Source organism: Streptomyces sp. WM6386 (assembly GCF_000972385.1).
GTDB lineage: Bacteria > Actinomycetota > Actinomycetes > Streptomycetales > Streptomycetaceae > Streptomyces.
Window position 1 is genome coordinate 99,690 of record NZ_JXTE01000008.1, and the last position, 25,664, is coordinate 125,353.

General features: G+C 70.3%; 19 protein-coding genes and 1 riboswitch. Of the genes, 4 read left to right on the top strand and 15 right to left on the bottom strand.

Features of this window, described 5'->3' with window-relative positions; all coding sequences use genetic code 11:
* Nucleotides 1–169: 169 nt before the first annotated feature.
* The 9 genes from TN53_RS07260 to TN53_RS07300 all read right to left on the bottom strand — a co-directional run bounded on the left by TN53_RS07260 (nt 170) and on the right by TN53_RS07300 (nt 12,365).
* The gene (locus tag TN53_RS07260; protein WP_046257555.1) at nt 170–859 is read right to left on the bottom strand and encodes a transglycosylase family protein; all 690 of its coding nucleotides are present in this window, start codon (nt 857–859) and stop codon (nt 170–172) included.
* 3 nt (nt 860–862) lie between these two features.
* Nucleotides 863–1,030: riboswitch (cyclic di-AMP (ydaO/yuaA leader) on the bottom strand.
* A 204-nt stretch (nt 1,031–1,234) separates the two neighbouring features.
* Nucleotides 1,235–2,158, bottom strand: a complete 924-nt coding sequence (locus TN53_RS07265; protein WP_046257556.1) for a transglycosylase family protein — start codon at nt 2,156–2,158, stop codon at nt 1,235–1,237.
* A gap of 215 nt (nt 2,159–2,373) precedes the next feature.
* Complete coding sequence (locus TN53_RS07270) at nt 2,374–3,654, bottom strand: cytochrome P450 family protein (protein ID WP_046257557.1); 1,281 nt, start codon at nt 3,652–3,654, stop codon at nt 2,374–2,376.
* Nucleotides 3,651–5,786, bottom strand: coding sequence for a hypothetical protein (locus TN53_RS07275; protein WP_046257617.1), 2,136 nt, complete (start codon nt 5,784–5,786; stop codon nt 3,651–3,653). Before TN53_RS07275 ends, TN53_RS07270 begins: the two co-directional genes overlap by 4 nt.
* 188 nt (nt 5,787–5,974) lie before the next feature.
* Nucleotides 5,975–6,961, bottom strand: a complete 987-nt coding sequence (locus TN53_RS07280) for a nucleoside triphosphate pyrophosphohydrolase (protein WP_046257558.1) — start codon at nt 6,959–6,961, stop codon at nt 5,975–5,977.
* A gap of 88 nt (nt 6,962–7,049) precedes the next feature.
* Entirely contained in the window at nt 7,050–7,694 is a 645-nt protein-coding gene (locus TN53_RS07285; RefSeq protein WP_046257559.1) for a SurA N-terminal domain-containing protein, read from the bottom strand.
* Between the two features lie 171 nt (nt 7,695–7,865).
* Nucleotides 7,866–9,359, bottom strand: a complete 1,494-nt coding sequence (locus TN53_RS07290) for a serine/threonine-protein kinase (RefSeq protein ID WP_267886524.1) — start codon at nt 9,357–9,359, stop codon at nt 7,866–7,868.
* Between the two features lie 38 nt (nt 9,360–9,397).
* Nucleotides 9,398–10,039: a hypothetical protein gene (locus tag TN53_RS07295; protein ID WP_046257561.1), complete on the bottom strand. Its 642-nt coding sequence runs from the start codon at nt 10,037–10,039 to the stop codon at nt 9,398–9,400.
* A 226-nt stretch (nt 10,040–10,265) separates the two neighbouring features.
* The gene (locus TN53_RS07300; RefSeq protein WP_046257562.1) at nt 10,266–12,365 is read right to left on the bottom strand and encodes an N-6 DNA methylase; all 2,100 of its coding nucleotides are present in this window, start codon (nt 12,363–12,365) and stop codon (nt 10,266–10,268) included.
* Between the two features lie 230 nt (nt 12,366–12,595).
* On the opposite strand from TN53_RS07300, the gene TN53_RS07305 reads away from it, so the two are divergent.
* Nucleotides 12,596–13,276: a hypothetical protein gene (locus TN53_RS07305; RefSeq protein ID WP_046257563.1), complete on the top strand. Its 681-nt coding sequence runs from the start codon at nt 12,596–12,598 to the stop codon at nt 13,274–13,276.
* Nucleotides 13,277–13,407: 131 nt separating this feature from the next.
* Nucleotides 13,408–14,211, top strand: coding sequence for a hypothetical protein (locus tag TN53_RS07310; protein ID WP_046257564.1), 804 nt, complete (start codon nt 13,408–13,410; stop codon nt 14,209–14,211).
* A 12-nt stretch (nt 14,212–14,223) separates the two neighbouring features.
* On the opposite strand, the gene TN53_RS07315 is transcribed toward TN53_RS07310, so the two are convergent.
* A complete protein-coding gene (locus TN53_RS07315) occupies nt 14,224–14,967 on the bottom strand; it encodes a GNAT family N-acetyltransferase (RefSeq protein WP_046257618.1) in 744 nt (247 codons plus the stop codon).
* Between the two features lie 62 nt (nt 14,968–15,029).
* Nucleotides 15,030–15,800 (bottom strand): HNH endonuclease family protein, encoded by a 771-nt coding sequence (locus TN53_RS07320; protein WP_234441524.1) that lies wholly within the window; start codon nt 15,798–15,800, stop codon nt 15,030–15,032.
* Nucleotides 15,801–15,963: 163 nt separating this feature from the next.
* Here TN53_RS07320 and TN53_RS07325 point away from each other — a divergent pair, with 163 nt between their 5' ends.
* Nucleotides 15,964–16,149 carry an antitoxin gene (locus TN53_RS07325; RefSeq protein ID WP_046257566.1) on the top strand — a complete coding sequence of 62 codons (186 nt, stop codon included), beginning with the start codon at nt 15,964–15,966 and terminating at the stop codon, nt 16,147–16,149.
* A gap of 210 nt (nt 16,150–16,359) precedes the next feature.
* Here the strand turns inward: TN53_RS07325 and TN53_RS07330 are convergent, their stop codons facing one another.
* Nucleotides 16,360–17,262, bottom strand: a complete 903-nt coding sequence (locus TN53_RS07330; RefSeq protein WP_046257567.1) for an SCO6745 family protein — start codon at nt 17,260–17,262, stop codon at nt 16,360–16,362.
* A gap of 116 nt (nt 17,263–17,378) precedes the next feature.
* On the opposite strand from TN53_RS07330, the gene TN53_RS07335 reads away from it, so the two are divergent.
* Complete coding sequence (locus tag TN53_RS07335) at nt 17,379–17,963, top strand: TetR/AcrR family transcriptional regulator (RefSeq protein ID WP_046257568.1); 585 nt, start codon at nt 17,379–17,381, stop codon at nt 17,961–17,963.
* Between the two features lie 140 nt (nt 17,964–18,103).
* On the opposite strand, the gene mfd is transcribed toward TN53_RS07335, so the two are convergent.
* The 3 genes from mfd to TN53_RS07350 form a co-directional block, all read right to left on the bottom strand.
* Nucleotides 18,104–21,634, bottom strand: coding sequence for a transcription-repair coupling factor (mfd, locus tag TN53_RS07340; RefSeq protein ID WP_046257569.1), 3,531 nt, complete (start codon nt 21,632–21,634; stop codon nt 18,104–18,106).
* A 315-nt stretch (nt 21,635–21,949) separates the two neighbouring features.
* On the bottom strand, nt 21,950–24,514 hold the full coding sequence (locus tag TN53_RS07345; protein WP_046257570.1) for an ABC transporter permease: 2,565 nt from the start codon (nt 24,512–24,514) through the stop codon (nt 21,950–21,952).
* A complete protein-coding gene (locus tag TN53_RS07350; RefSeq protein WP_046257571.1) occupies nt 24,511–25,299 on the bottom strand; it encodes an ABC transporter ATP-binding protein in 789 nt (262 codons plus the stop codon). The genes TN53_RS07345 and TN53_RS07350 overlap by 4 nt, the downstream gene beginning before the upstream one ends.
* Between the last annotated feature and the right edge of the window lie 365 nt (nt 25,300–25,664).

A 25,664-nucleotide genomic window follows, 5' to 3' on the forward strand; every position in this document is an offset into this window, starting at 1 on the left:
CGGCGCAGAAACCGGCACAGAAAAAACCCCGCCCCGGTGCGTACGGGGGAACACGCACCGGAGCGGGGAGCCCGTGGGGACGGGGGGACCCTCACGAGGCCTTCAGTATGAGGACCACGGATGTGAGGGCACTGTGGTTCAGCTGGGTCCTGCTTGAGTGCCGCAGCCCTTACTTGAGGTGCAGCTGCTGACCCGGGTAGATGAAGTCGGCGTCGCTGATGATGTCCTTGTTCAGCTTGAACACCTTCTGCCAGCCGCCCTTGACGTCATGCTCCTCGGCGATGGAGCTGAGGGTGTCACCCTTGACGACCTTGTACTCGCCGTCGCCCTTCTTGACCTTCTTGCCGGTCGGGGTGGTGACGGTCTTCTTGGTGGCCGGGCGCTCGGAGGAGCGGGAGGTCTGCTGCTCGGAGGAGCGGGTGCTGGTGCCGCTGTCGCCGGAGGAGCTGCTGCCCGAGGAGCTCGACGAGTCGCTGCCGGTGTAGCCCGCGCTGGACAGGCCGACGCCGCAGGACGGCCAGGCACCCTTGCCCTGGCTCGCGAGGACCTTCTCGGCGATCTCGATCTGCTGCGCCTTGGTGGCCTGGTTGGCCTGCCCGGCGTACGCCGTGCCGCCGTACGCGGCCCAGGTGGAGGCGGAGAACTGCAGACCGCCGTAGTAGCCGTTGCCGGTGTTGATGGCCCAGTTGCCGCCCGACTCGCACTGGGCGACGGCGTCCCACTCGGAGGCGGTGGCGGCGGAGGCGTTGCCGGCCGCCATCAGCGGGGCGGCTATGGCGACACCGGTGACGCCGGCGAGCGCGGCGGCGCGGGTGGCCTTGGACGGACGACGGTGCTTGCCCTTGCCGGAAAACAGCATGGTGGATCCCCTCACCGACGCCTGCGAGGTGAGCTGTCGGGTTCGGGCCGGTTGAGTTGCCCGGCCGCACATCTCGCGATGCGCGACTTCACCCCAAGCCGGTCCAGCGTGAACTGCTGGGCCCGGCACTTACCTTGGGTCCCCCGCTCCTGCCTACGGCGCTTGACGCGACGACTGTTCCCGTACGGCCGCTGGCAGGATTCGGCGTTGCGGCAGACGGGGCTCGCGGTGACGAGCGGTGTTGACCGTAGACAGGGAATCCGGGGAATTTCAAAGACGATCAGGGCTTCTGAGACTCATCCCACACTTTCACCAAACCGGACATTTACTGCGAAGTGCGGCGTGAACTCCCGGCATTTCCCTGGGGATTTCGCCCTATTCGCTACCGAGTACGAGGGTCTGACCGGGCTCGATGCTGCTCGGGTCGGCGCCGATGACCTGCTTGTTCTCGGTGTAGAGCCGACGCCATCCGCCGTCGACGTCAAGGGAGTCGGCGATGGAGGCGAGCGTGTCGCCGACGCGGACGGTGTACGAGCCCTCGTCGGCGCTCGCGCCACGGTGCCGGCCGGCACTCTCCTTGGGGGCAGAGAGGGCACCGGTGTCGACAAGAGCCGAAGAGCCGCCTTCTTGCCAGGAGTTGTCCGATTCGTCACTCTTTGCCGGTGCTGTGGATGGACTGTCGGACGGCTGTGAGTTCTCGGTGCCGGGGTCAGCGGTGTCCGACTTGGAAGAGTTGTCCGCTTCGGTGGATGCCGAGGGCGAGGGGGTCGGATCGGCGGAGGACTCGGTCGACGAGTCGGACGATCCGGAGGAGTTGGACAGCCCGGACGAGGCAGATGAATCGGACGATTCAGATGAACCCGACTCTTCGGATGCCGACGGGGTGCCGCTCTCTACGCCGGTGTCGACCTCGTCCGAGGCCGAGTCCTGGCTCAGCCCGTTCAGCAGACCGCAGGTGCCCCAGACGCCGACGCCCTGGTCGGCGAGAACCTTCTCGGCGACGGCTATCTGCTGGTTGCGGCTGGCGAGGTCCGGGCTCGTGGCGTAGTCGAGGCCGCCGTACTTCTCCCAGTTCTGCTGGGAGAGCTTGAGCCCGCCGTAGTAGCCGTCGCCCTTGTTCGCGCTCCAGGAACCGTCGGTCTCGCACTTGGCGACCTGGTCCCAGGTGTTCCCGTCGGCCGCGCTCGCGCCGGTGGCGCCCAGGAGCGGGATCGCGATGGCGGAGCCGGTCACTCCGGCCGCGACGAGCAGTGCCGGAGCCTGGCGGGGGCGACGGTGACGACCGTTCCCGGTGAGCATGCGGAGGCCTTTCGCGAGACGACAGTGACCGGCGCGGCGGGTGGAGACAGTCGCCGCGCTGATGCGTGAACGTATCGGCAGTCGATCACTTGTCACAAGTTAATGCCGCGTAGATCACGTGAAGATCACAGAGCTGAGGGCGTGTCATGTTTACAAGGAGCTGCGGGGACGGGCGAGTTGGCGTGAAGCCGCGCATGGATTCGACGCGAAGCCGATTACCGGACCTGACTCGTGGGCGTGAACTCGACCGGCAGGGTGCGCAGTCCGCGCATGATGAGACCCCCACGCCACCTCAAATCGGCCGAATCCACCGCGAGTCGGAGGTCCGGCAGCCGGGTGAGGAGAGTGGCGAGCGCGGTCTGGCCCTCCAGACGGGCGAGTGGGGCGCCGAGGCAGTAGTGAATGCCGTGGCCGTATCCGAGGTGCTGGTTGTCACGCCGGGAGAGGTCGAGGACGTCGGGATCGGCGAACCGCTCCGGGTCCCGGTCCGCGGCGGCGAGTACGACGAGGACCGGGTCGCCGGGTGCGATGTCCTGTCCGCCGATGCTGAGCGGCCGGGTGGCGAAGCGCCAGGTGGCGAGTTCGACGGGGCCGTCGTAGCGGAGGAGTTCTTCCACGCCTGTTTCCAGGAGGTCGGTCTCTCCGGCGGCGAGGGAGTTCTGGAGACGGGTTCTCTGGTCAGGGTAGGCAAATAGGGTAAATACTCCGTTTCCTACCAAGTTCACCGTGGTTTCGAACCCAGCGAAGAGAAGGATGAAGGCCATGGCCGCGGCCTCGTTCTCGGTGAGGTGCTCGCCGTGATCGGAGGCGCGGATGAGACCGGAGATGAGGTCCTCGCCGGGAACGGGGTCGGCGGGGAGCCCCGCACGCTTGCGGTGGATGAGTTCCAGCAGATAGCCGCGCATCTTCTTGACGGACCGGGCGACACCGCCCCTGGGCCCTCCCCCGTGCCGGATCATCATGCCCGCCCAGTCCCGGAAGTCGTCCTGGTCCTCGCGCGGGACGCCGAGCAGGTCGCAGATCGCGTAGATGGGGAGTGGGAAGGCGAACTCGTGGATGAGGTCGGCGGACCCCTTCTCCGCGAACTGGTCGATGAGCTGATCGGTCAACTCCTGCACCCGGCCGGCGAACTCGGCGACCCTGCGGGGTGTGAACGCCTTGCTGACGAGCCGGCGGAGCCTGGTGTGGTCCGGTGGATCGATGTTCAGCAGATGCGTCATCAACTCGGCCTTGCGCTCACCGGGGATCCCGGTCTTCCCCTTCGCATGCGCGGGCTCGGCGTGATGCGCCGGGTTCTTGCTGAGCCGCTGGTCGGCGAGGGCCTGCTTGGCATCGACATAACGCGTGACCAGCCATGCCTCCACCCCGCTGGGCAGCTTCGTCCGGTGCACGGGGGCGTGCTCGCGGAGCCAGGCGTAGGCGGGGTAGGGGTCGGTGGCGAACTCCCAGGTGAAGAGCTCGGGGGCCGCGGGGACGGGGGTGGGCTGGTCGGTCACTCCCTGACGGTATCCGGGTTTGCCTCAAGGACCTTCTGCGCACCTGGGTGGCCCATGTCGGCGGCTCTGCGGTACCAGGTCTTCGCTTCGTCGGGCTTGCCCTGCTTTTCGAGGAGGGCGGCGAGGCGGTAGGCGCCGTAGGAGTCGCTGTGCGCGTGACCTTTCTCGTACTGCACGAGGGCCTTGTCGAGGTGGCCCTGCTTTTCCATGACGAGGCCGTAGTGAGTGGCGTCGAGCGGGTACGCGCGGCCGTCTTCGTCGCCCCCGAAGTATTCCTCTGGGTCATGCATCGCCAACTCGCCCCGGGCCACCTTCAACAAGCTGGCCGCCACCTCGTCGCCTGCCTCCACCGCCCGCGTCAGGAACACCTCGGCCACTTCGCTCGAGCCCGTCAGTAAAGCGTGCACACCCGAACTCCGGGCAACAGCCGCGTATCCGCACTCCTCTGCATTCAGGTAGTGCACCCACGCCCTGTCGAACTCACCACTCCCGAGCAGCAGATCCCCCAGGAGGTGCGCCGCCTCCGGAACGCCCGCATCGGATCCGGCCCCGAGCCACCGTCGCGCGCGGCCCAGGAGCAGCTTCCCCAGCAGCGTCGCCGCCTCCGCGTCTCCCGCCTCGGCCGCAGTCTCCAGAAAGGGTTCCGCCTCCTTCTCCTCGCCCCGCTCCACGAGCATCCGCCCAAGGCGCCCAGCAGCTGCTGTCTGCCCCGCCTCGGCCGCCCTCCGGAACCAGTCCTCGGCCACCACGCGCTCCCCCAGGCTCTCGGCCAGCAGCCCGAGCCTGAGCATGGCCCGGCCGTCCCCGGCTTCGGCCGCCCGGCGGAACGCCTCGCGCGCGGTCTCCACCACCGCCTTGTGGTCGTACGCCGTGTCGGTGTGAGCAACCTCCAGCGCCACGTCCCACACCGCGCTGTCTACGGTCGGACACCCCTCCCCCTTGAGCATGACGTCCACGAGGTAGGGCGCCGCCTCCCACATCCCCGCCTCGCCCCCGCGCAGCAGCGGCAGTACACCGAGCCGTTTCTCGGCCGCCCATGCCAGCGCGTCCGCCAAGGACTCCCGCTCCAGGCCGGTCACGTCCTCGTAGCCCTCGTGCACCTTGGTGAGCAGATCCTGGGCGAGCGGGCCGCGCAGCCCGCACCGGGCCAGGTCGATCGCCGCCCGCACCAGCGCGTGGCCTCGTGGATGCCGATCGGCCCGGCGGGCCCGCTGCCAGTCCTCCCAGAGCTGCGGGCCCACGGCGAGATACGCGGCGATCCCCTCCGGACCACTGTGCAGGGCGGCGTCGGCCAGCCGGACGTCTCCCGCCCGCAGGGCTCGCCGTCGCTCCCCCACACTCCATTCCCGGGGCACTTCGACGATGTGCGCCAGATCCAGGAGCCGGCCGTCCGCGGTCTGCCGGAGTTCGTCGTACGCCACTTCGCGCAACGTGGCCACCAGGACCACGCCCTGTCCGATCAGCTGAGCCAACAGACGCGGCTCCAAACCGCCCCCGCCGGCTTCAAGGTGGACGTCGAGGTCGTCGAGCCAGAGCACGTACGGCTCGGGCCGCCTGCGCAACACGGTGGGCAGCACCCGCAGGTCCTCACCGCGGCCGGGTGCAAAAACCCGGACGTCCGGCATGGCCTCGGCGAGGCCCTGGAGCGCCGTCCGCGTCTTGCCGGCGTACGGCTCGCCCAGAACGACTACGAACTTGCCTGCCGAGTCGGCCAGGAGTGCCGACCTGACCGCATCGTCGACGTCGCGCTCCGCATAGGGCGGCAGCGGCGGGAGCCCCTTCACCCTGCGGGTCGGCCGCACACCGTGGGCGAGCGGCTCCATGTCCTTCGCCGACGGCCAGTCGTCCGGCACGGGGTGCGGGATGCCCGGGCGGGTCTCGTAGGTATGGCGAACGTGCTGCACACCGATGACCGGCTCGTGGAAGGTGGCATCGCGGAAGTCGAGGTGGTCACCGCTGACGTAGGTCGCGCCGTCTGCGGTGGCCACGGAGTTGCCGTCACCGGTGATGGCGATGCCGATGTCGCGGCCGGCTGCGACACTCCTTGCTCCTGGGGCGGCGGGCGGCTTCGACGCGATGGCTTGCAGTTCGGCGAAGGCCTCGGGCTGCTCGCGTCGCAGAACGCTCAGCATCCCGACTCCGCCCCGAACGGTCGACCATTGCCACTGAACGCTGCCGAAGAACCGCGACAGCACGTCCATGACCCGCTGAGCCGTTTCCGGCGACTCGTTCATCACGCTCTGAAGCGCGTCCCTGAATTCCCCCAACTCCGTTGCCACACAAGCCCCCACGCCTCACACCGTCCGTGAAGGCAACGGTACTAAGCGCCGACCCCCTCAGCAGCACGTACGGCATCTCGATAGGTCCGCGCGGCAACCCGCAGCGCCGCTTCGGGGTCGACGCCCTCGGCCTCGGCACGGGCCGCCAGAGCGAGCAGTTCGTACCCGATGCCCTCGCCCGTGGGCAACGGGACCTCCAGGCCCGCCGTCCGTACCCTCGACGCCAGCTTCGACGCCAGCGCCAGGCCCGGCTGGCCGAGGGGGATGCCGTCGGTGACCGACTCGCGCTGTTTCTCTATCGCCTTCGTGCGCAGCCAGTGCTCCTTCACCTCCTCGGGGGTCGTCGCGGTCTCGTCGCCGAAGACGTGCGGGTGGCGGTGGATGAGCTTGGTGACGATGCCGCCCGCCACGTCGTCGATGGAGAAGGGGGCGTCCGGGTCCTCCTCCGCGATGCGGGCGTGGAAGACGACCTGGAGGAGTACGTCGCCGAGCTCTTCGCGGAGTTCGTCGCGGTCGCCCTCCTCGATGGCCTCGACGAGTTCGTAGGCCTCCTCGATGCCGTACTTCGCGAGGCCCTTGTGGGTCTGCTGCGAGGACCAGGGGCACTCGGCGCGGATGCGGTCCATGACCTGGACGAGGTCGAGGAGGCGGGCGCCCGGGAGGTCGTAGGAGGCGGGGAGGAGTTCCAGGTCGGGCATGGACACGCGGCCCGAGCCGGCGAGGCGGGCGAGGCCGTCGGTGAGCTCGGGCTCGCCCTCGCCCGTCGCGACCACGACCACGGTGTGGCCGCCCGCGCACGCCTCGACCAGTTCCTCCGCGGTCGGGGAGGCCTCGTCGACCTGTATCCCGGCCTCGCGCAGATACGGCAGCTGCGGGTGCGCACCGTCCGCGCACAGCACACGGCCGGCGTCGTGCAGCGCCTGCCAGGCGGGCCAGGACAGCAGACCGGGGGCGACACGGTGGCTGGTGGTGAGCAGGACGATGCGGCCGGGGGCGGCCTGGGCGGATTCGGGGCTGGTGGTGTTCACAGCTCGAAGCTAACCCACACCGCCGACAGAGCCGATCAGTTGTCCACAGACCCGGGGGCGGGGTGGGATCGTATGACCGGCGACGGCGTCACGCCGTCTCCTGTGTCCCCGTCGCCGTGACCTCCCGGACCCACGGCGTCTTGGCGTCGACGCGGCTGCTCTTCGCGTCGTCCCAGGTGCCGTAGCGGGGGTTGAGGTCGATGTCGAGTTTCTTGGACGCCTTGGCCAGGGCCTGCCAGAAGTCGGCCTTGCCGGTGTCGGTGCCGAGGACGGCGGCGAGTTTCTGGGCCTCGAGCTGGAGGCGGAGGTTCTCGTCGAGGCGCTCGGGGGCGATGCCGTAGCGCTGGAGCCAGGCCGTTTCCAGGGCCTTGGCGCCGCCGGCCTGCTGTTCCAGGCCGGTGCGCATGTCCTGGATCTCCTTGCGGGTGACCGTCACCCCGGCGTCCTGCGCCGCGCGGTGCAGGACCTGGTCGAGGACCATGCTGTGCAGGGTGTCCCGGCTGAGGGTGCCGGTCTTGGCGATGGCCTGCGCGTACTGCGCCTCGTCCGGCACCGCGGCGCGCTGTGCCTCGCGCACCTCGCTCACCCTGGTCTCCAGCTGGGCGACGGTGATCCGCTGGCCGCCGACGACGGCTGCCGCACCGGGATGCGCGTCGTTTCCGCAGGCGGTGAGGAGGGGCGCCGCGACGATCGCGGCGGAGAGGAGGAGCGCGGTGCGACGGCGGCGGTGCAAGGAAGCCTCCCGAGGAGATTGTGCGACGGTGCACAAAGTCTTGCGGTGATCGATGGTAGGCAGTGGACAAGCTCTGGCCAACCCATTCGACCAACGATTCACCAGGACTTCGGGCACCGACGCACTCTGTCGAGGCACGCGGGCTGTATGCATGTGCGGCCACCGCCGCGTTCAGCCGCGTACCTGCCCCAGCCACTCCAGGGTGCGCCGGACCTCCACCGCGAGCGGGTGGCCGGGGCCGTGCAGGCGTTCCACGTCGTGCACGAGGCGGGCCAGTGTGTCGTGGGCGGCGGCGCGGTCGCCGAGGGCGAGCAGGAGGTGGCCGATGCGGCGGCGGACGTCGTGGGCGAGCTCGGGGTCGCCGGCCACGTACTGGTTCTCGTAGTAGGGCAGCAGCGCGCGGTACTCGGCGAGCGCCGCCGCGGGTTCGCCGAGCTGCTCCAGGCACTGGGCGGCCTCGTAGCGGAAGCGGAGCGACTGGGTGTCGGCCTGGCCGGCCTCGGCGGCGCGTTCGTCGGCGAGGCGGCGCAGTTCGGGCAGCGCGCGCCGGTACTGACCGTCGTCCATGAGGGTGGCGGCGTACTGCTTGCGCAGGGTGCGGACGACCGGGGAGTGCTCGCCGTGCTGTTCTGCCGCCGCGGGCAGGATCGCGCCGAGGATGTCGACGGCCTGGGTGATGCGGCCTTCGCCGAGGAGGCGCTTGACCTCGTCGACGGCACGTGCGACGTCGGGTTTCTCGGCGGGGGACGCGTGCGGCATGGCGGGTGCCGGCTGGGGCGCGGGGGTGCGGGCGCGGTCCGGCCAGGGGGCGTGCGGGCGAAGGAAGGGGCGCGTGGGGTCGAGGGGCGCCCCTGTGGGGGTCCCGCGCGCTGGCAGGAGGAGCGCCAGGTGCTCGTACACCTCCTGCGCGCTGGCGGGCCGGTGCTGCGGGTCCTTGGCGAGCAGGCGCAGGACGAGCGCCTCGAGCGCCTCGGGGACTTCGGGGCGCAGGCGGCGCACCGGGAGCGGGGGCTCGTAGAGGTGGCGGTGCAGCACACCGAGCGCCGTGGAGCCGGAGAACGGGACGTCGCCGCTGAGGAGTTCGTGAAGCAGTACGCCGAGTGCGTACAGGTCGGTGTAGGGGCCGACGGCGCCGCCCATGGCCTGCTCGGGCGCCATGTAGGCGGGCGAGCCGATGGGGGTGCCGGTGTGGGTGAGGCGGGTGGTGTCGGCGTCCATGACGGAGGCGACGCCGAGGTCGAGGACGGTGACGGTGCCGTCCTGCTTCACCATCACGTTGCGCGGCTTGAGGTCGCGGTGGACGATCGGCACGGCGTGCACGGCGCTCAGTACGGCGCAGAGCTGCGCGGCGACCGCGACGGCCCACTGCCAGGGGTACGGGTCGTGCTCGGCGAGGTGGTCGGAGAGGTCCGCGCCGTCGACGTACTGCATGACGAGGAACAGCTCCTCGCCCTCGCTGCCCGCGTCGTGCACGGTGACGAGTCCGGGGTGGTCGACCTGTGCGGTCACCCGGCATTCGCGTACGAAGCGGCGGCGCAGCTCGTCGGCCTCCTGCCCGGCCACCTTGTCGGGGCGCAGCAGCTTCACCGCCACGCGCCGGTCGAGCCGTTGGTCGTAGGCCGTCCAGACCTGTCCCATGCCGCCCTGTCCGATGAGCGTGGACAGTTCATAGCGGCCTGCGACGACACGTCCTGTCGTCACGGTCACCTTCCGCCCTCATAGCCGCCGTTGGGGTTGCCGTCCTGCCGGCGCAGGTAGTCGCTCAGTTCGTCGAGCTCGGCGCGCACCTGGTCGATGCGGGCGGGCGCGGGGCGCTGGGGCGGCTGCGCGGGGGGCACGGGCGCGTGGGGCGCCGCGTCGCGGGGTGCGGTCGGGGGCGGCAGCGGGCTCTGCGGGATCGGCGCGGGTGTCTGGGGCAGGGTCGTCGCGGTGTACGGCGGCTGGGGCTGCGGGTAGCCGTACGCCGGTGCCGGGGCGGGCTGCGGGCCGTACGCCGCGTAGCGGAGCTGGTGGAAGTGGCGGATGTCCGCGGAGAGGTAGTACGAGATCGCGGCGATGAGCGTGCCCAGGAGCAGGATCAGGCCGGTCCAGCCGCCCACGGTGTGGATCTCTTCGCCGCCCTCGATGCCGAGCAGCACCAGTCCGGTGACGATCGCGGCGAACGAGGCCACGAACAGGCCCCAGTCGAGCCCCCGGCGCGTCACGAGCGCCAGGCGCAGCAGCATCGACCAGGCCAGCAGGCCGATGGAGAAGACCGAGATCACCACGAACAGCACGCGCAGGAAGACCAGCAACGCCGGATGGGGCGGCTGCTTCACCGGCTGCGTGTAGCCGTGGCCATGCATGACAGCTCCTGGGGCCTGAGGTGGGCATACGTGGGCGGCCGACGCCCGGCAACCCCGTTCCTGCGATTGTCGCTTCGAGCGTATAGGCCGACAACGACATGCGGTCCAGGGTTGTACCGAACCGTTGTCGTGCTGATCACGTCGTACGGCGGCGCAGGTCATGGCGGAGGCGGCCGGAGGGCCGGATTCCGTAACTGTCGGGCGCCACCCGGCCGTCAGTCGGGCGTCAGTCGGGTGCGACCGTGCCGTCGGTGAGGCCGTCGTACATGCCGCGCACGAGCTGGTTCCCGAGTCGGCCCGCGTGCCGTAGCGCCCGCTCGAACTCGTCGAGTGCGCGGAAGCGCGCGCCGTAGCGGCGTTGTTCGTCGAGCGGGAGCCGGGGCAGTTGCAGACGGCGCACGTCCAGGCGTGTCGCGGTGGAGGCGTAGCTGCTGGCCTGGCGGTTGTTGGCGGTACCGCGCAGGAAGCCGGCGAGGAACCAGGGGTCGAGCGCCGTGGGATCGGGGCGCAGGAGCACGAGACTGCGCCCCAGGGCGGCGCCCCCGCTCGCGTCGTCGATCACGCGCGCCATCGAGCCGCCGCCGAGCACCGGCACGACGACGTCGCCCGGCTCGACCAGCACGGCCTCCTCGTCGCTCTCGGGGAGCGTGCCGGAGGGGGTGGTGCCGGCGATGACGTCGTGGTCGGTGAGGACGGGCACGCGTGCGTGGCCGCCGTTTCCGCCGGTGCGCATCACCAGGGCGCCCCCGCGCGCGAGTTCGCCGACGGTGGTGAGCGGCCAGCGTGCGGGCTGTGCGGTGTCGGCGGGCGGGGGGGTGAGGTCGGTGGTCAGGCGCAGGGTCTCACCGAGGCGCTCGCGCACGGCGGTGAGCGCCTCCGCGCCGTCGGCGGCCGTGGCGGGCGGGAGGTGGCGGGCCGGGGCGAGGTCCACGTCGTCGTCGAGGAGAGCGATGACGGGCAGGGAGCGCGCGAGGCCGGGGTGCTCCTGGAAGGTGCCCGCGCGGTCGAAGGCGCGCCAGGCGTCGAGCACCGCTTCCCGCACGGCCCGCCAGTCGGGTCCGCCGCGCCCTTCGGTGGCGAACCGGCCGGTGTCGGCGAGCAGCACCTCGGGCTGGGCGGGCGCCTTCTCGGGTCGGCGCAGCACCCACAGGTGGAGCGGGATGTTGTACGGGGGTGCCGCGCCGACCGGCAGGGCGACGACCGCGCGCAGGGCGCCCCGGCGCAGCAGGTCGGCGCGGATACGGCGACCCGAGCGGCGGGAGGCGGCGGCGGGCGGCATGAGGAGTACGGCGGTGCCACCGTCCTTGAGGCGTGCGAGCGCGTGCTGCACCCAGGCCAGCTCGGACTCGGTGCGGGCCGGGAAGCCGTACTCCCAGCGGGGGTCGTAGGCGAGTTCGTCGTGCCCCCAGTTGCGCTCGTTGAACGGCGGGTGGCACAGGACGGCGTCGGCGCGCAGTTCGGGGTGGGCGTCGGCGCGCAGGGTGTCGCCGGCGGCGCCGTGCACGGCGGCGCGGGTGTGCAGGGCTAGCCGGAGTGCGGTGAGGGTGGCGAGTTCGGGGGCGCTGTCCTGGGCGTACAGCTCCTGGTCGGCGCGGGCGGTGACGGCGCGCAGCAGGGCGCCGGTGCCGCAGGCCGGGTCGAGGACGGTGCGGGCGGGGCCCGCGAGATCGGCCATGAGGCCGGCGAGGTCGGCGGGGGTGAGCGTGTACTGGCGCGGGTTGGCGTCGAGGTGCCGGCCGAGCAGGAACTCGAAGGTCTGCCGGGCACCCAGCTCCGCCGCGAGTTCGGCGGCCCCGCGCAGGAGGGGGACAGAGGGGAGAAGTTCGGGGCCGAGGGGGGTGTGAACGGCGGTGCGGGGGCTCACAGCGGGTGAGGTGTTCACAGCGCCGGGGCTGCCGTTCACGGTGTCCGACGTGTTCACAGCCGCCGCGGCACCGAACCGAGGCGCCAGTACCTCTTCCAGCACTCCCGGCAGCATCGCCGCCAGACGTGCGTCGGAGCCGGCGCTCGCGTCCAGCCAGACGGTGGGGCGGTCATGGATGAGCAGCAGGACACAGCCGGCGTGGGTGAGGGCGGTGACCGGGCCCTCGGGGTGGCCGGAGAGCTGCTGCCAGACGCGTTCGCGCAGCGGGACCTCGGCGAGTTTTCCCTGGTCACGCAGCCAGGTCTCGACCTCGGCGAGGGCGAAGGACGGGCTGGTCTCGGTGCCGCCGACCGGCTTGGGGAAGTCGGTGTGGCGGCGGCGCCAGTTGCTGACGGCGGCGCGGCCGACGCCGGCGAGCCGGGCGATCCCGGCGGCGGTCACCTCTGTGGCGTTGTCCTGCACCGGCCCGGCTCCCCTCGTCGTACTGCGTGGCCGCGCGCGTCCCCGCAGCTGCCTGCGCTCCGCGTGTGACGCCGAGCATAGCGGCGTACGCAAGATCTACCCATTCACGGCCGTGTACTCCACAGATCTCGTGAACCGTGTTGACTCGGTTCACACTCTCTGGTCTTATTGACCCAGCGAACGAATGGCAGCCGATCGGCGGCTGTCACCGTGTTGGAGGGGACACAGTCATGGGCATGAAGGGCAAGGTCGCGCTGGGGGCCGTCGTGGGGATCGTCGTCATCGGTGCCGTGTCGGCGAACTCCGGCGACGACAGCAGCGACTCCACGAGCAGCGACAAGGGCTCTTCGTCGTCCGCACAGGCGAAGACCGGCGGCGAGAAGGAGGCGGCGCAGGCGGCCGAGGAGAAGAAGATCGCGTTCGAGGGGGACGGCGACTTCGAGGTCGGCTCGGACATCAAGCCCGGCACCTACCGCACGACCGGCAACGACGACGGCATGTGCTACTGGGAGCGCGCCAAGGACTCCTCCGGCGAGATGGACTCCCTGCTCGCCAACGACAATGTCACCGGCAGCAGTTACGTGACGGTCAAGGCCTCCGACAAGCTCTTCAAGTCGAGCGACTGCAACGACTGGGAAGCCGTCGACACCAAGACGAAGGGCTCCCCCGCCGCCAGGATGTCCGGCGACGGCGGCATGTTCAGAGTCGGCGCCGACATCGCCCCCGGCACCTACAAGTCCACCGGCAACGAGGACGACATGTGCTACTGGGAGCGCACCAAGGACGCCGAGCACGGCCTCGACTCGATCATCGCGAACGACAACGTGACCGGCTCGGCCATCGTCACGATCAGCGCCTCGGACACCTACTTCAAGACGTCCGGCTGCACGGACTGGAAGAAGACCGGCTGACGCCGGCCACCGTACGGCGCGGTCCGGCGGGGCCGACCCACGGCAGTACCCGCCGGACCGCGCTCTCCTTCCGCACGCTGCGCATCTCGCCGCACGCGCTCACCACACCGCGACACCACCGAGGAATTCCCATGCGTCGAACCGCACTTGCCGCCCTCTGCCTCACCGCCGCGACCACCCTCGCGCTCACCGGCTGCCAGTCGGACCAGTCCGGCCGGTCCGCAAAGGACAAGGCGGACGGCAAAGCCCGCGCCTCCAGCCCGTCGAGCAGTCCGAGCAAGGCGAAGGAGCCGTTCGCCGGACTGACCGGCGGCGAGATCGCCGACCGGGCCGTCGAGGCCACGACCGGCGCCTCGTCGCTGCGGATGAAGGGGGACATCCCCGACGACGCGTCCGGGGGCACCATCAAGATCGACATGGCCCTGAACAAGCAGGGCGAATGCGCCGGCACGATGAGCGTGGGCGGCCAGGGCAAGGCCGATCTGATCAAGGTCGGCGACACCGTCTACATGAAGTACGACGAGGCCTTCCTGCGCGCCCAGAGCAAGGGCGAGAAGAAGTCGGACGTCGACGCGGGCGTGGCGCTGCTGGCCGGGAAGTGGACCAAGATGTCCGCGAAGGGCGAGGACGCCAAGGAGATCGCGGGCTTCTGCGACCTGGACACGGTGCTCGGCGACGCCGACGACGTGGACTCGGACTCGTCACGCGGCAGGACGACCACCGTGGACGGCACGCCCGCGATCGTGCTGCACGAGCGGGACGGCAAGGAGCGCTACACGCTCTACGTCGCCACCGAGGGCAAGCCGTATCTGCTGCGGGTCGACAGCGCCTCCGCGAGCGACCCGGGCACCCTGACCTTCAGCGAGTACGACGAGCCCGTCCCCGCGCAGAAGCCCAGCGGCGAGATCCTCGACCTCGACGCCCTGGGCGCCTGAACCGCCGTACGGCTACAGCGGATGCCGCATCCACACATTGGGCTCGACGTACACCGCGTACCCCCGCTCCGGCTCGCACCGCACCGGTACCAGCGCCCCGGGCACCTCGATGTCGCCCCGGGTGTCGAAGGGCAGCCCCGTCCAGCGGCGCCACTGCTCCAGCGAACCGGCCACCGTCATGGAGGCCGGCGCCACGCAGTGGATGGTGGCGCCGGCCCGGGCGTGGACGCGCAGCCACGGGTCGTGCGGGAGTGCGTCGGGGCGTACGCGGTGGGCGTACTCCTCGATGGGGGTGTGCGGTTCGAGGTGCTTGGCGCTGGGGCGGACGGGGGCGACGACCTCCCTGAAGCCGTGCGCACGGGCGTTGTCGCGCATCGCCGACAGCATGCGGCCGGACAGGCCCTTGCCCTGGGCGTCGGGCCGGACGTTGATGGCGATCGCGCTGACGGTGTCGGGCCGGACCCCTCGGCGCAGGTCGGCGAAGGCCCACAGGAGCACTTCGTCCCAACCCCGGGCGGGCAGTTCGCCCCGGTCCTCGGTATCGAGGGCGAAGGGCACGCTGAACCCGGTGGCGACGACCTCGCCCCGCTCGTCCTCGGCGAACAGCACATACGCCGGGAACTCCCTGGCGATCCTGCCGAAGTGGTGGTCGCCCACCAGGTCCCTGGTGACGAACTCCGGCCAGCTGTCGGCCATCGCGACCACACGCCCGTGGTCGTCGGAGCGTTCGGCGAGACTCGACACCTTGAGTTCCATGCGGTCACCGTAGGCGGGCTGTGCCACGGCCGGGAACCGCTTTTCCGGCCCTGACAGCCGGGTCAGCCCCCGCACTGCCGCAGCATCATCTCCTTGTCGGCCTTCGTCACAGGGAGCTCGTACTTCAGCGAGACCTGTGCGAAGCGCACCACGTACGAGCAGCGGATCTGCTTGTTCGGGGGCAGCCAGGACGCGGGTCCCGAGTCGCTCTTGGAGCCGTTGGTCGGGCCGTCCACCGGTATGAGGTTGAGCGGGTCGTTGGCTATGTCCTCGCGCTTGCCCTTGTCCCAGCGCGAGGCACCCATCTGCCAGTCGTACGACAGCGGCATCACATGGTCTATCTGCACCGCCGTGGCACGGGACTTGACCCAGTCGAGCTCCTTGCCGGTGTAGGGGTCGGCCAGGGTCATGGAGACGACCACGCAGTCCGAACCGGAGCGGAAGCGGACGTCCTCGCCGTCCCTCTGGAGGAGGTCGTTGCGGGTGTCGCAGCCGTTGCGGGAGAAGGGGATGCCGCCGGGCGCCGAGTCCATCCAGGCGTAGCCGAACTCGTCCCGGTCGTAACCCGTCTTGGGGCCGCGGCCCTTGGTCTCCACCTTCTCGATCAGGGCGCGCGCCTTGGTTCTGTCGGCGTCGGTGGTGATGGCCGCGAGGCCGGCCTTGGTGCCGTCCGGGTTGTCCAGCGGGCTCACCGCGCGGCCGGAACTCACGGCCGGGCCGGAGCCGGAGGGCTCGCTGTCCGCGGGCAGTTCCACGCCCTCACAACCGGCGAGCAGTACGACCATGCCGAGCATCGCCGCGGCGCTCGCCGCCCCACCCCTCAGACGCGTCACGGTGCGCCCCTCCCCTGTTCTCCTGGTCCACCCCGCACGAGCCGGTCGTGCTTGCTCTCACGGTACTGGCCGAGAGGTCCAGACCATATAGGGGCTTCAAGGGGCATACCTCTCAAGTCAGGCGTATCGTCATTGCTGAGTCACCTCCGGAAGGGAGCTCTGGATGGGCATCCTCGACAGGTTCAAGAGCAACCGCACGGCGCAGGACAAGGCCAAGAACATGTCCGACGCGGCGGAACGCAAGGTCAACGACAAGACCGGCAACAAGTACGAGAGCCAGGTCGACGACGGGCAGCAGAAGATCGAAGGCGCGATGGGCATGGATCGCGACAGGCCCGAACAGCCGTAAGGCCCAGCAGACCCCACGGAGGAACACGAGATCCCTGCCGGGCACACCGCCCGGGCGGTGGGGATCCCCTGAACCACCTTGCAACCGAGACCGTCCGCGGAGACACAACTCCCGCGGACGGCCTCGCGTTTACGGGCCGCCGGGCGGGTGCCTTCGCGGCTCGCGGCAGCGGAAGCTCTTGTTTTCCGGCGTCGGCCTCCCCGACTCCGTTCAGGCCTTGCCTATCCCCAGCGTCGTCTCCGAAGGCAACAGCCCTGAGGAGAGCACCGTCACCCAGAAGTCGCCAAGCAGTTCGACGAGGCGGTCGGTGTCGGTCTGGCCGAGGGACTGCCAGGGGGCGGCGGCGAGTTGGTCGGTGTGCTGCTCGACCTGGTGGCGTAGGGCGCGGCCCGCCTCCGTTGCCGTGCCGTCCTCGTCGACCAAGCCTCGGGTGGTCAGGCGTTCGCGTGCGGCCGACCATTCCTCGTCGCCCCAGCCGCGGCTCGCGAAGCGCTCGACGGACGCGGCGCCTGTCCCCGCGAAGGAGACGAGCGACTCGACCGGGTCGAGGCCGGCGATGAGCAGAGCGGCGAGATGGCCGTCGCCGCGATGCTCGCGCAGGACCGTCGCCGCGTGCCACAGCTGGAGGTGCGGGATGGTGGGCCACTCCAGCTCGGCGTTGGCCGCGGCGAGGGGGCGGCCCGCGCTGTTCACCGCTTCGGCGGCCCGGCGGGCGAGGGCGGCGGCCTCCGCCAGTTCGGGGCTGTCGACGCGCTCACCGAATATCTCTCGGTACGCCCTGTCGATGCCTCGCAGCCGCGCCGCCAGCACCGCCTCGGGGCTTGCGACGCTCCACGCGCAGTCGATGTGCTCGGCGACCATACGGGGGCTGAAGCTGTAGAAGGCGGAGGTCACCCGCTCGGCGCCCACCGCACCCAACGGGGCCGCGCGGAGCGGGAAGTAGCTCGGCCAGCGCTCCTTGGTGTCGTAGCCGAGCGCCTCGGACTCCTCGAAGACCTCCGGCGCGTAGTACAGCACCGCGTGCAGGGGTTCCAGCAGGTGCCAGAGCTGGCGCACGCGGGCCGGGGCGACGCCGGCGGTGACCGTACCGGTCTCGCTCTCGTGCTGCGACATGGCATGACTCCTCGTCGTATCCAAGTGCTTCGAACCCGCTCCACAACTTGCCACTGACAAGATTGCCCGAGCCCCATCAACTTGTCAATGCCTAGATTGGGCGTACGCTGCTGTCCATGGCATCCGCGGACACCACGAAGCCGGCCTCGCGCCGCCCCTATCACCACGGCGATCTGCGCCGCGCCGTCCTCACCGCCGCGCTCGACGTCATCGCCGCCGACGGCCCGTCCGCGCTGAGCCTGCGCGACCTCGCCCGCCGGGCCGGGGTGTCGCACGCGGCCCCCGCCCATCACTTCGGGGACCGCACCGGCCTGCTCACGGCGATCGCTGCGGAGGGATTCGGACTGCTGGCGACCGCGCTGCGGCAGGCGCCGGACCTCAAGGAGGCCGGCGTCCACTATGTGCGCTTCGCACGCGAGCACCCGGCGCACTTCCAGGTGATGTTCTCGCCGGAACTGCTGCGCGCCGACGACCTCGAACTGACCACCGCCCGCACCCTCGCAGGCGACGCCCTGCGCGAGGCCGTGTCCGGGGTGGACCCCGAGGGCATCGAGCCGCGCCTCGCGGGCGTCGCGGCCTGGTCCCTCGCGCACGGCTTCGCCACGCTGCTGCTCGGACACAACCTGGACGGGCCCGTGGAGGGCAGGGATCCGGAGGAGGTCTTCCGGACGTTGGCGGGGATGCTGTTCCGGGCCACGTGAGCGGGTGCTGTTCCGGGCCACGTGAGCGGGGTCGTCAGGAAGGCGGCAGTGATTGCGGCTGATGCTGCAGCCGCTTCTCACTCCCGCCCCCGACAGCCGTTCCGCCGGCCACCTCCGGCACAGCGCCGGAAACCGGCAGGCTACGACCCCAGGATCGACGCCAGGAACTCCCCGACCCAGCCCAGCAGTTCCCGCCCGACCAACGGCTTGCCGCCCACCTTCGCCGTCTTCGGCCGCGGCACCAGCACCTGATGCGCCGCCGGCTTGATGACGGTCCCGGGGTACAGCCGCTTGACCCGCAGCTCCTGCGACTCGCGCAACTCCACGGGTGCGAAGCGGATGTTGGTGCCCTGGAGGACGATCTCGCCGACGCCACACGCGCGTGCCAGCATGCGAAGGCCCGCCACCAGGAGCAGATTCTCCACCGGTTCCGGCAACTTGCCGTAGCGGTCGACGAGTTCTTCCCGTACGGCCTTGACGTCGTCCTCGGTGTTGGCCGATGCGATCGAGCGGTAGGCCTGGAGGCGGAGCCGCTCGCCCGGGGCGTAGTCGTGCGGGACGTGGGCGTCGACCGGGAGCTCGATCTTGACCTCGAGGGCCGGCTCCTCCTCGACGCCGCCCTCCAAGGAGGCCCGGTAGTCGGCTACCGCCTCGCCGACCATGCGGACGTACAGGTCGAAGCCGACGCCCGCGATATGACCGGACTGTTCGCCGCCGAGCAGGTTTCCGGCGCCTCGGATCTCCAGGTCCTTCATCGCCACGTACATGCCCGCGCCCATCTCCGTGTGCTGGGCGATGGTCGCCAGCCGCTCGTGGGCCGTCTCCGTCAGGGGCTTCTCCGGGGGGTAGAGGAAGTAGGCGTAGCCTCGCTCCCTGCCTCGGCCCACCCGGCCGCGCAGCTGGTGCAGCTGCGACAGACCGAAGTTGTCACCCCGCTCCACGATCAGCGTGTTCGCGTTCGAGATGTCGATGCCCGACTCCACGATCGTCGTCGACACGAGCACGTCGAACTTCTTCTCCCAGAAGTCGACCACCACCTGCTCCAGCGCCGTCTCCGACATCTGGCCGTGCGCCGTCGCGATCCGGGCCTCCGGCACGATCTCGCGCAGGCGGGCGGCCGCCCGGTCGATGGACTCGACCCTGTTGTGGATGTAGAAGACCTGGCCCTCGCGCAGCAGTTCACGGCGGATCGCCGCGCCGATCTGCTTCTCCTCGTACGGGCCGACGAAGGTCAGCACCGGGTGGCGCTCCTCCGGCGGGGTCGTGATCGTCGACATCTCGCGGATGCCGGTGACCGCCATCTCCAGGGTCCTGGGGATCGGGGTCGCGGACATCGTCAGTACGTCGACGTTGGCGCGCAGCTTCTTCAGCTGCTCCTTGTGCTCGACGCCGAAGCGCTGCTCCTCGTCGACGATGACCAGGCCCAGGTCCTTGAACTTGGTCTCGGACGAGAACAGCCGGTGGGTGCCGATGACGACGTCCACCGAGCCCTCGCGCAGGCCCTCCAGGACCGCCTTCGCCTCGGTGTCCGTCTGGAAGCGGCTGAGCGCCCGCACGTTCACCGGGAACTGCGAATAGCGCTCGGAGAAGGTGCCGAAGTGCTGCTGCACCAACAGGGTCGTCGGTACGAGGACCGCGACCTGCTTGCCGTCCTGCACCGCCTTGAACGCGGCCCGGACCGCGATCTCCGTCTTGCCGTAGCCGACGTCACCGCAGATCAGACGGTCCATCGGGACCGACTTCTCCATGTCCTCCTTGACCTCGGCGATGGTCGTCAGCTGGTCCGGGGTCTCGACGTACGGGAACGCGTCCTCCAGCTCGCGCTGCCAGGGGGTGTCCGGGCCGAAGGTGTGCCCGGGCGCCGCCATGCGCGCGCTGTAGAGCTTGATGAGGTCGGCCGCGATCTCCTTGACGGCCTTCTTCGCGCGGGCCTTCGTCTTCGTCCAGTCGGCGCCGCCCAGCCGGTGCAGGGTCGGGGCCTCGCCACCCACGTACTTGGTGATCTGTTCCAGCTGGTCGGTCGGGATGTAGAGGCGGTCGCCGGGCTGGCCGCGCTTGGCGGGGGCGTACTCGACGACGAGGTACTCGCGCGTGGCGCTCTGCACGGTGCGCTGCACCATCTCGATGTAGCGGCCCACGCCGTGCTGCTCGTGGACGATGTAGTCGCCCGCCTCCAGGCTCAGCGGGTCGATCGTCTTGCGGCGCCGGGCGGGCATCCGGGCGCCGTCCTTGCCGGCCGCCTTCTGGCCGGTCAGGTCGGTCTCGGTGAGCACGGCGAGCTTCAACGACGGGTCGACGAAGCCGTAGTCGATCGAGCCGCACGCCACGTGCACGACGGACGGGGCGATCGCCCCCAGTTCCGCCTCCAGTCGCGCCGCGATGCCCTCGCCGCCCAGCACCTCGACCGTGCGGGCCGCCGGGCCGTGCGCCTCGGTCACGAAGACCGTGCGCCAGCCGTCGGCGAGCCAGCCCTTGGTGTCGGCGAGGGCCTTCGCGGTGTCGCCGCGGTAGGTCTCGGGGGCGTGCATGCCGAGCTTGAGGGTGTCCGCCTCCAGCTCGAGATCCGCCGCGAACGGCGACACCGACCACCACATCATGTCCAGCTCGCGCGCCCGGTCCCGGACGTCCACGATCGACCGCAGGGAGGCCGCGCCGACGTCGATCGGCGCCTCGCCGCCGCCTGCCGTGGCCGCCCAGGAGGCCTGCAGGAACTCCTGCGACGTCGCCACGAGATCCGCGGCACGCGTGCGTACCCGCTCCGGATCGCATACGACGGCCATGGCGCCCTTCGGCAGTACGTCGACCAGGAGCTCCATGTCGTCGACGAGAACCGGCGCGAGGGACTCCATGCCCTCCACGGCGATCCCCTCGGCGATCTTGCCGAGCAGTTCGCCCAGCTCCGGGTGGAGCTCGGCGAGGGCACGTGCACGCGCGCGTACGTCGTCGGTGAGGAGCAGCTCTCGGCAGGGCGGGGCCCACAGGCCGTGCTCGGCGACCTCGAGGGAGCGCTGGTCGGCGACCTTGAAGTAGCGGATCTCCTCTACGTCGTCGCCCCAGAACTCGATGCGGAGCGGGTGTTCCTCCGTGGGCGGGAAGACGTCCAGGATGCCGCCTCGTACGGCGAACTCGCCGCGCTTCTCCACGAGCTCCACGCGCGCGTAGGCGGCGGCGCCGAGGGCGTCGACGATGGCGTTGAGGTCGGCGGTCTGTCCCGTGCGCAGCGCTACGGGTTCGAGGTCGCCGAGGCCCTTGACCTGCGGTTGCAGCACGGAGCGCACCGGGGCCACGACCACCGACACCGGGCCCGTCTCGGGGTCGTCCGGGCGGGGGTGGGCCAGACGGCGCAGGACGGCGAGGCGGCGGCCGACGGTGTCGCTGCGGGGGCTGAGGCGTTCGTGCGGGAGGGTCTCCCACGAGGGGTACTCGACGACGCCCTCCTGCGGGAGCAGGGAGCGCAGGGCCGCGGCCAGGTCCTCGGCCTCGCGGCCGGTCGCTGTCACGGCGAGTACGGGGCGGCCGACTTCTCGGGCGAGCGCGGCGATGGCGAAGGGGCGGGCTGCCGGGGGGCCGACCAGGTCGACGTGCATGCGGTTGCCGTCTGCGGCCGCGGCGATGGCTTCCGTGAGGGCGGTGTCCTTGACGACGGCGTCGAGCAGACCGTGCAGGCTCATTCGGGGCGGCTTTCGTCCGAGGGTGGGCAACGCGAATCGCCCGACGCGGTGACCGGCCGGGGGGTATCCAGCGTACGTCGCCGCGGTCGCCGGTGCCGGGGCTGTGGATAACGCCGGTTCCCTCCGCACCCCGCGTCCGCGCCGACGGGCTGAGATCAGCGGGCCGGCACTTGAGAAGTGCGGCTCCGCGCGGGTGGGCGGGGGATCGGGACGGCAAGGTGGCCGCGCAGAAAACACCCGGCGCAGAAAATACCCGGCGCCGAGAAGTCCCCCGTGACTTCTCGGCGCCGGGCCCTGCTCCCCCGTTCGATATGGCTATTCGGTCGCGATGGCGTTGAGGACGTTCATGCGGCCCGCGCGGAACGCCGGGACGAGTGCTGCGAACAGGCCCACGAAGGCCGAGCCGATGAAGACGCCGATGATGGTGGGCCAGGGGATGTCGAGGACGTTGAGGCCCTCCATGGCGAGGAGCTTCTGGGCGGTGGCGCCCCAGCCCATGCCCAGGCCCAGGCCCAGCAGGGCGCCGAAGAGGGCGATGACCACCGACTCCAGGCGGATCATGCGGCGCAGCTGGCGGCGGGAGAGGCCGATCGCGCGCATCAGGCCGATCTCGCGGGTCCGTTCCACCACCGAGAGGGCCAGGGTGTTCACGACGCCCAGGACGGCCACGATGATCGCGAGACCCAGCAGGCCGTAGACCATGTTCAGGAGCTGGCCGACCTGGTCCTTCAGCTCTTCCTTGTAGTCGGTCTGGTCGCGCACCTGGTACTGCGGGTAGTCGTGGAGCGCGTCCTTGAGAGCCGCGTAGGCCTGCTTCTCCTGGCCGTCCTTGGCCTTGGCGAACATGATCGAGTTCGGCGGGATCTGGTCGGCGGGGACGTACTGCTTCATCGTCGCCATGCTGAGGTAACGCGCCCCCTGGTCCAGCGCCCCGCTGTCGTCGGTGATGGCCGCGACCTTGAGCTTCGCCGTGTCGCCGCCCTTGAAGGCGACGGTGATGGTGTCGCCGACGTGGACGCCGTGGTCCTTGGCGTAGTCGGAGCCGACGGACATGGCGTTCTTGCCGTACGCGGCGGACAGGGTGCCTGCCGTCGTCGGGCGGCGCAGGTCCTGGGCGTACGTCGGGTCGGCCGCGGTGACGCCCTTGGTGTCCTTCTTGCCGTCGGGCGAGGTCAGGGTCGCCTCGAGTTCCTTGTACGACGTGACGTGCGCCAGGTCCGGGCTCTGCTCCATCGCCTTCTGGGCCTGCGGGACGATCCGCTGGCCGCCCTGGACGATGAAGTCCGCGCCGACCGACTTGTCGAGCTCACTGGTGGCCGAGGCGACCATCGAGGAGCCGACCACCGAGAGGCAGGCCACGAGGGCGAGGCCGATCATCAGGGCGGCGCCCGTGGCACCCGTACGACGGGGGTTGCGCAGAGCGTTGCGTTCCGCCATCCGGCCGACCGGGCCGAAGGCCCGCAGGATCACCGCGCTGATGACCCGTACGACCCCACCTGCCAGCAGCGGGCCGATGATGACGAAGCCGATCAGGGTCAGCACCACGCCGCCGGCGAGCAGCAGCGAGCCGTCCTTCGCCGTGTCGGCGGTGGCGGCCGTGTAGAGGGCGAAGCCGCCCGCGCCGGTCAGGACCAGCCCGATGACGCCCCGCACCAGGCCCGCCTTGCCGTCGGCCGGCGTACCGGCGTCGCGCAGTGCGGCCATCGGGGAGACCTTGCCGGCCCGGCGGGCGGGCAGGTAGGCGGCGAGGACGGTGACCACGACGCCGAGGATCATGCCGATGACCGGGGTGGTCGCCTTGACGGTGAGGTCGTCGGTGGAGAGGTTCATGCCGGCCATGCCCATGAGCTTCATCAGCCCGACGGCGATACCGACACCGGCGCCGACACCGAGGATCGAACCCACGAAGCCGAGGAGCAGCGACTCCACCAGCACCGAGCGGTTGACCTGCTTGCGGGAGGAACCGATGGCCCGCATGAGGCCGATCTCGCGGGTGCGCTGGGCGACCAGCATGGAGAAGGTGTTGATGATCAGGAAGATGCCGACCAGGAACGCGATCCCGGCGAAGCCGAGCATGGCGTACTTGATGACGTTCATGAACTCGCCGACGCCCTCGCGGTTCTCGTCGGCGTTCTCCTTGGCCGTCTGGATCTTGTACGTGCCGTCCAGGGCCTGCGTGACGTTCTGCTTGAGCTGGGTGTCGCTGACGCCGGCCGCGGCGGTGGCGTAGACCTGGGTGAACCGTCCCTCGGCGCCCAGGAGTTCGCGCTGCGCGGTGGCGGTGTCGAAGTAGACGATCGCGGCACCGGGGTTGGTGATCTTGAAGGTGGCGATGCCGACGATCTTCGCCTTGAAGTCACCGATGACGGAGATGGTGCGCAGTTCGTCGCCGATCTTCAGGTCGTGCTTGTCGGCGGTGTCGGCGTCGACCATCGTCTCGGTGGGCCCGCGTGGCGCGTGTCCGGAGGTGATCTCCATCGAACGCAGGTCGCTCTTGGTCCAGTTGCCCGCGATGGTGGGCGCCCCGGTCGACGATCCCATGTTCTTGTTGTCGCTGTTGACGACCGTCACGTTCATCGAACTGACCGCGCCCTCGGCCGACTTGACGCCGTCCGCCTTCGCCACCTGCTGGACCGTGGCCGCCGCCAGCGACTCGGGCCTGCCGTTCTGCGGGGTGTCGTCGTTCTTGGCCCCCTTCGGGGAGACCGTGACATCGGACGCGGTGGTCGAGAACAGCTTGTCGAACGTCGTGTTCATCGTGTCGGTGAAGACGAGCGTGCCGCACACGAACGCCACCGACAGCAGCACGGCCACGGCCGACAGGGCCATACGCCCCTTGTGCGCGAAGAAGTTGCGCATCGAGGTCTTCAGGACGGTCATGACGTCCGTCCCCGGGCGTCGAAGTCCTTCATGCGGTCCAGGACGGCGTCCGCGGTCGGCTTGTACATCTCGTCGACGATCCGGCCGTCGGCGAGGTACAGCACACGGTCGGCGTACGAGGCCGCGACCGGGTCGTGCGTGACCATCACGATGGTCTGCCCGAGCTCGGTCACGGACCTGCGCAGGAATCCCAGCACCTCGGCGCCCGCGCGGGAGTCGAGGTTTCCGGTCGGCTCGTCACCGAAGATGATCTCGGGCCGCGCGGCCAGCGCCCGGGCCACGGCGACACGCTGCTGCTGACCGCCGGAGAGCTGGGTGGGCCGGTGCTTGAGCCGGTCGCTCAACCCGACGGTGTCGACGACCCGGCCCAGCCACGCCTTGTCCGGCTTCCGGCCGGCGATGTCCATGGGCAGCGTGATGTTCTCTATGGCGTTCAGCGTCGGCAGCAGGTTGAACGCCTGGAAGATGAACCCGATCCGGTCCCGGCGCAGTTGCGTGAGCTTCTTGTCCTTCAGCCCGGTGATCTCGGTGTCGTCCAGATAGATCTGCCCGGACGTGACGGTGTCGAGTCCGGCGAGGCAGTGCATGAGCGTGGACTTGCCGGAGCCCGAGGGTCCCATGATCGCGGTGAACTGCCCGCGTGCGATGTCCACGTCCACATGGTCGAGGGCGACGACTCGGGTCTCGCCGGACCCGTACGCCTTGACGACCTGCCGCGCCCGCGCGGCAACGGCCGTAGTCCCTCCAGTGCCCCCGTGCCTGGTGATGGTCACAGCCGATGTCACGGTATGTCTCCTATGTCGGTCAGCGAATGGCGCGCACTGATCTCGGTCGATCCGTGCTGAGTCGTATGTGCTGAGTCGTACGTGCTGCTGTGTCGATGAGCCTGGCCGCAGCGAGTGGTCCGGCGCGCTGGTGCTGAGCGCCGTCTTCTGGTGGGGAAAACCCCACCCCCGCTGCTGCGGTACACCGCCCCCGAGCGGCGTAAAGCCAGGTTAAGGACGGGCCGGGTGCCCTCACGTCCTCCGGCGGTACGAACCCTCCCCCAGCCGTAGTACGGAGGTACCCCTAGGGGCGATCCACCCGAGGGTGGAGGCGATCTAGGGGTCGGCTCCACCCTCCGCCCCCGCTCAGGCTGCACCCTGCCGCG

Coding starts and splice junctions, on each gene's coding strand:
- TN53_RS07330 (WP_046257567.1), bottom strand. CDS start 17,262: ATGTCGCAGCACGAGAGCGAGACCGGTACGGTCACCGCCGGCGTCGCC.
- TN53_RS07335 (WP_046257568.1), top strand. CDS start 17,379: ATGGCATCCGCGGACACCACGAAGCCGGCCTCGCGCCGCCCCTATCAC.
- TN53_RS07295 (WP_046257561.1), bottom strand. CDS start 10,039: ATGCATGGCCACGGCTACACGCAGCCGGTGAAGCAGCCGCCCCATCCG.
- TN53_RS07305 (WP_046257563.1), top strand. CDS start 12,596: ATGGGCATGAAGGGCAAGGTCGCGCTGGGGGCCGTCGTGGGGATCGTC.
- TN53_RS07260 (WP_046257555.1), bottom strand. CDS start 859: ATGCTGTTTTCCGGCAAGGGCAAGCACCGTCGTCCGTCCAAGGCCACC.
- TN53_RS07265 (WP_046257556.1), bottom strand. CDS start 2,158: ATGCTCACCGGGAACGGTCGTCACCGTCGCCCCCGCCAGGCTCCGGCA.
- TN53_RS07315 (WP_046257618.1), bottom strand. CDS start 14,967: ATGGAACTCAAGGTGTCGAGTCTCGCCGAACGCTCCGACGACCACGGG.
- TN53_RS07275 (WP_046257617.1), bottom strand. CDS start 5,786: ATGCTGAGCGTTCTGCGACGCGAGCAGCCCGAGGCCTTCGCCGAACTG.
- TN53_RS07325 (WP_046257566.1), top strand. CDS start 15,964: ATGGGCATCCTCGACAGGTTCAAGAGCAACCGCACGGCGCAGGACAAG.
- mfd (WP_046257569.1), bottom strand. CDS start 21,634: ATGAGCCTGCACGGTCTGCTCGACGCCGTCGTCAAGGACACCGCCCTC.
- TN53_RS07310 (WP_046257564.1), top strand. CDS start 13,408: ATGCGTCGAACCGCACTTGCCGCCCTCTGCCTCACCGCCGCGACCACC.
- TN53_RS07345 (WP_046257570.1), bottom strand. CDS start 24,514: ATGACCGTCCTGAAGACCTCGATGCGCAACTTCTTCGCGCACAAGGGG.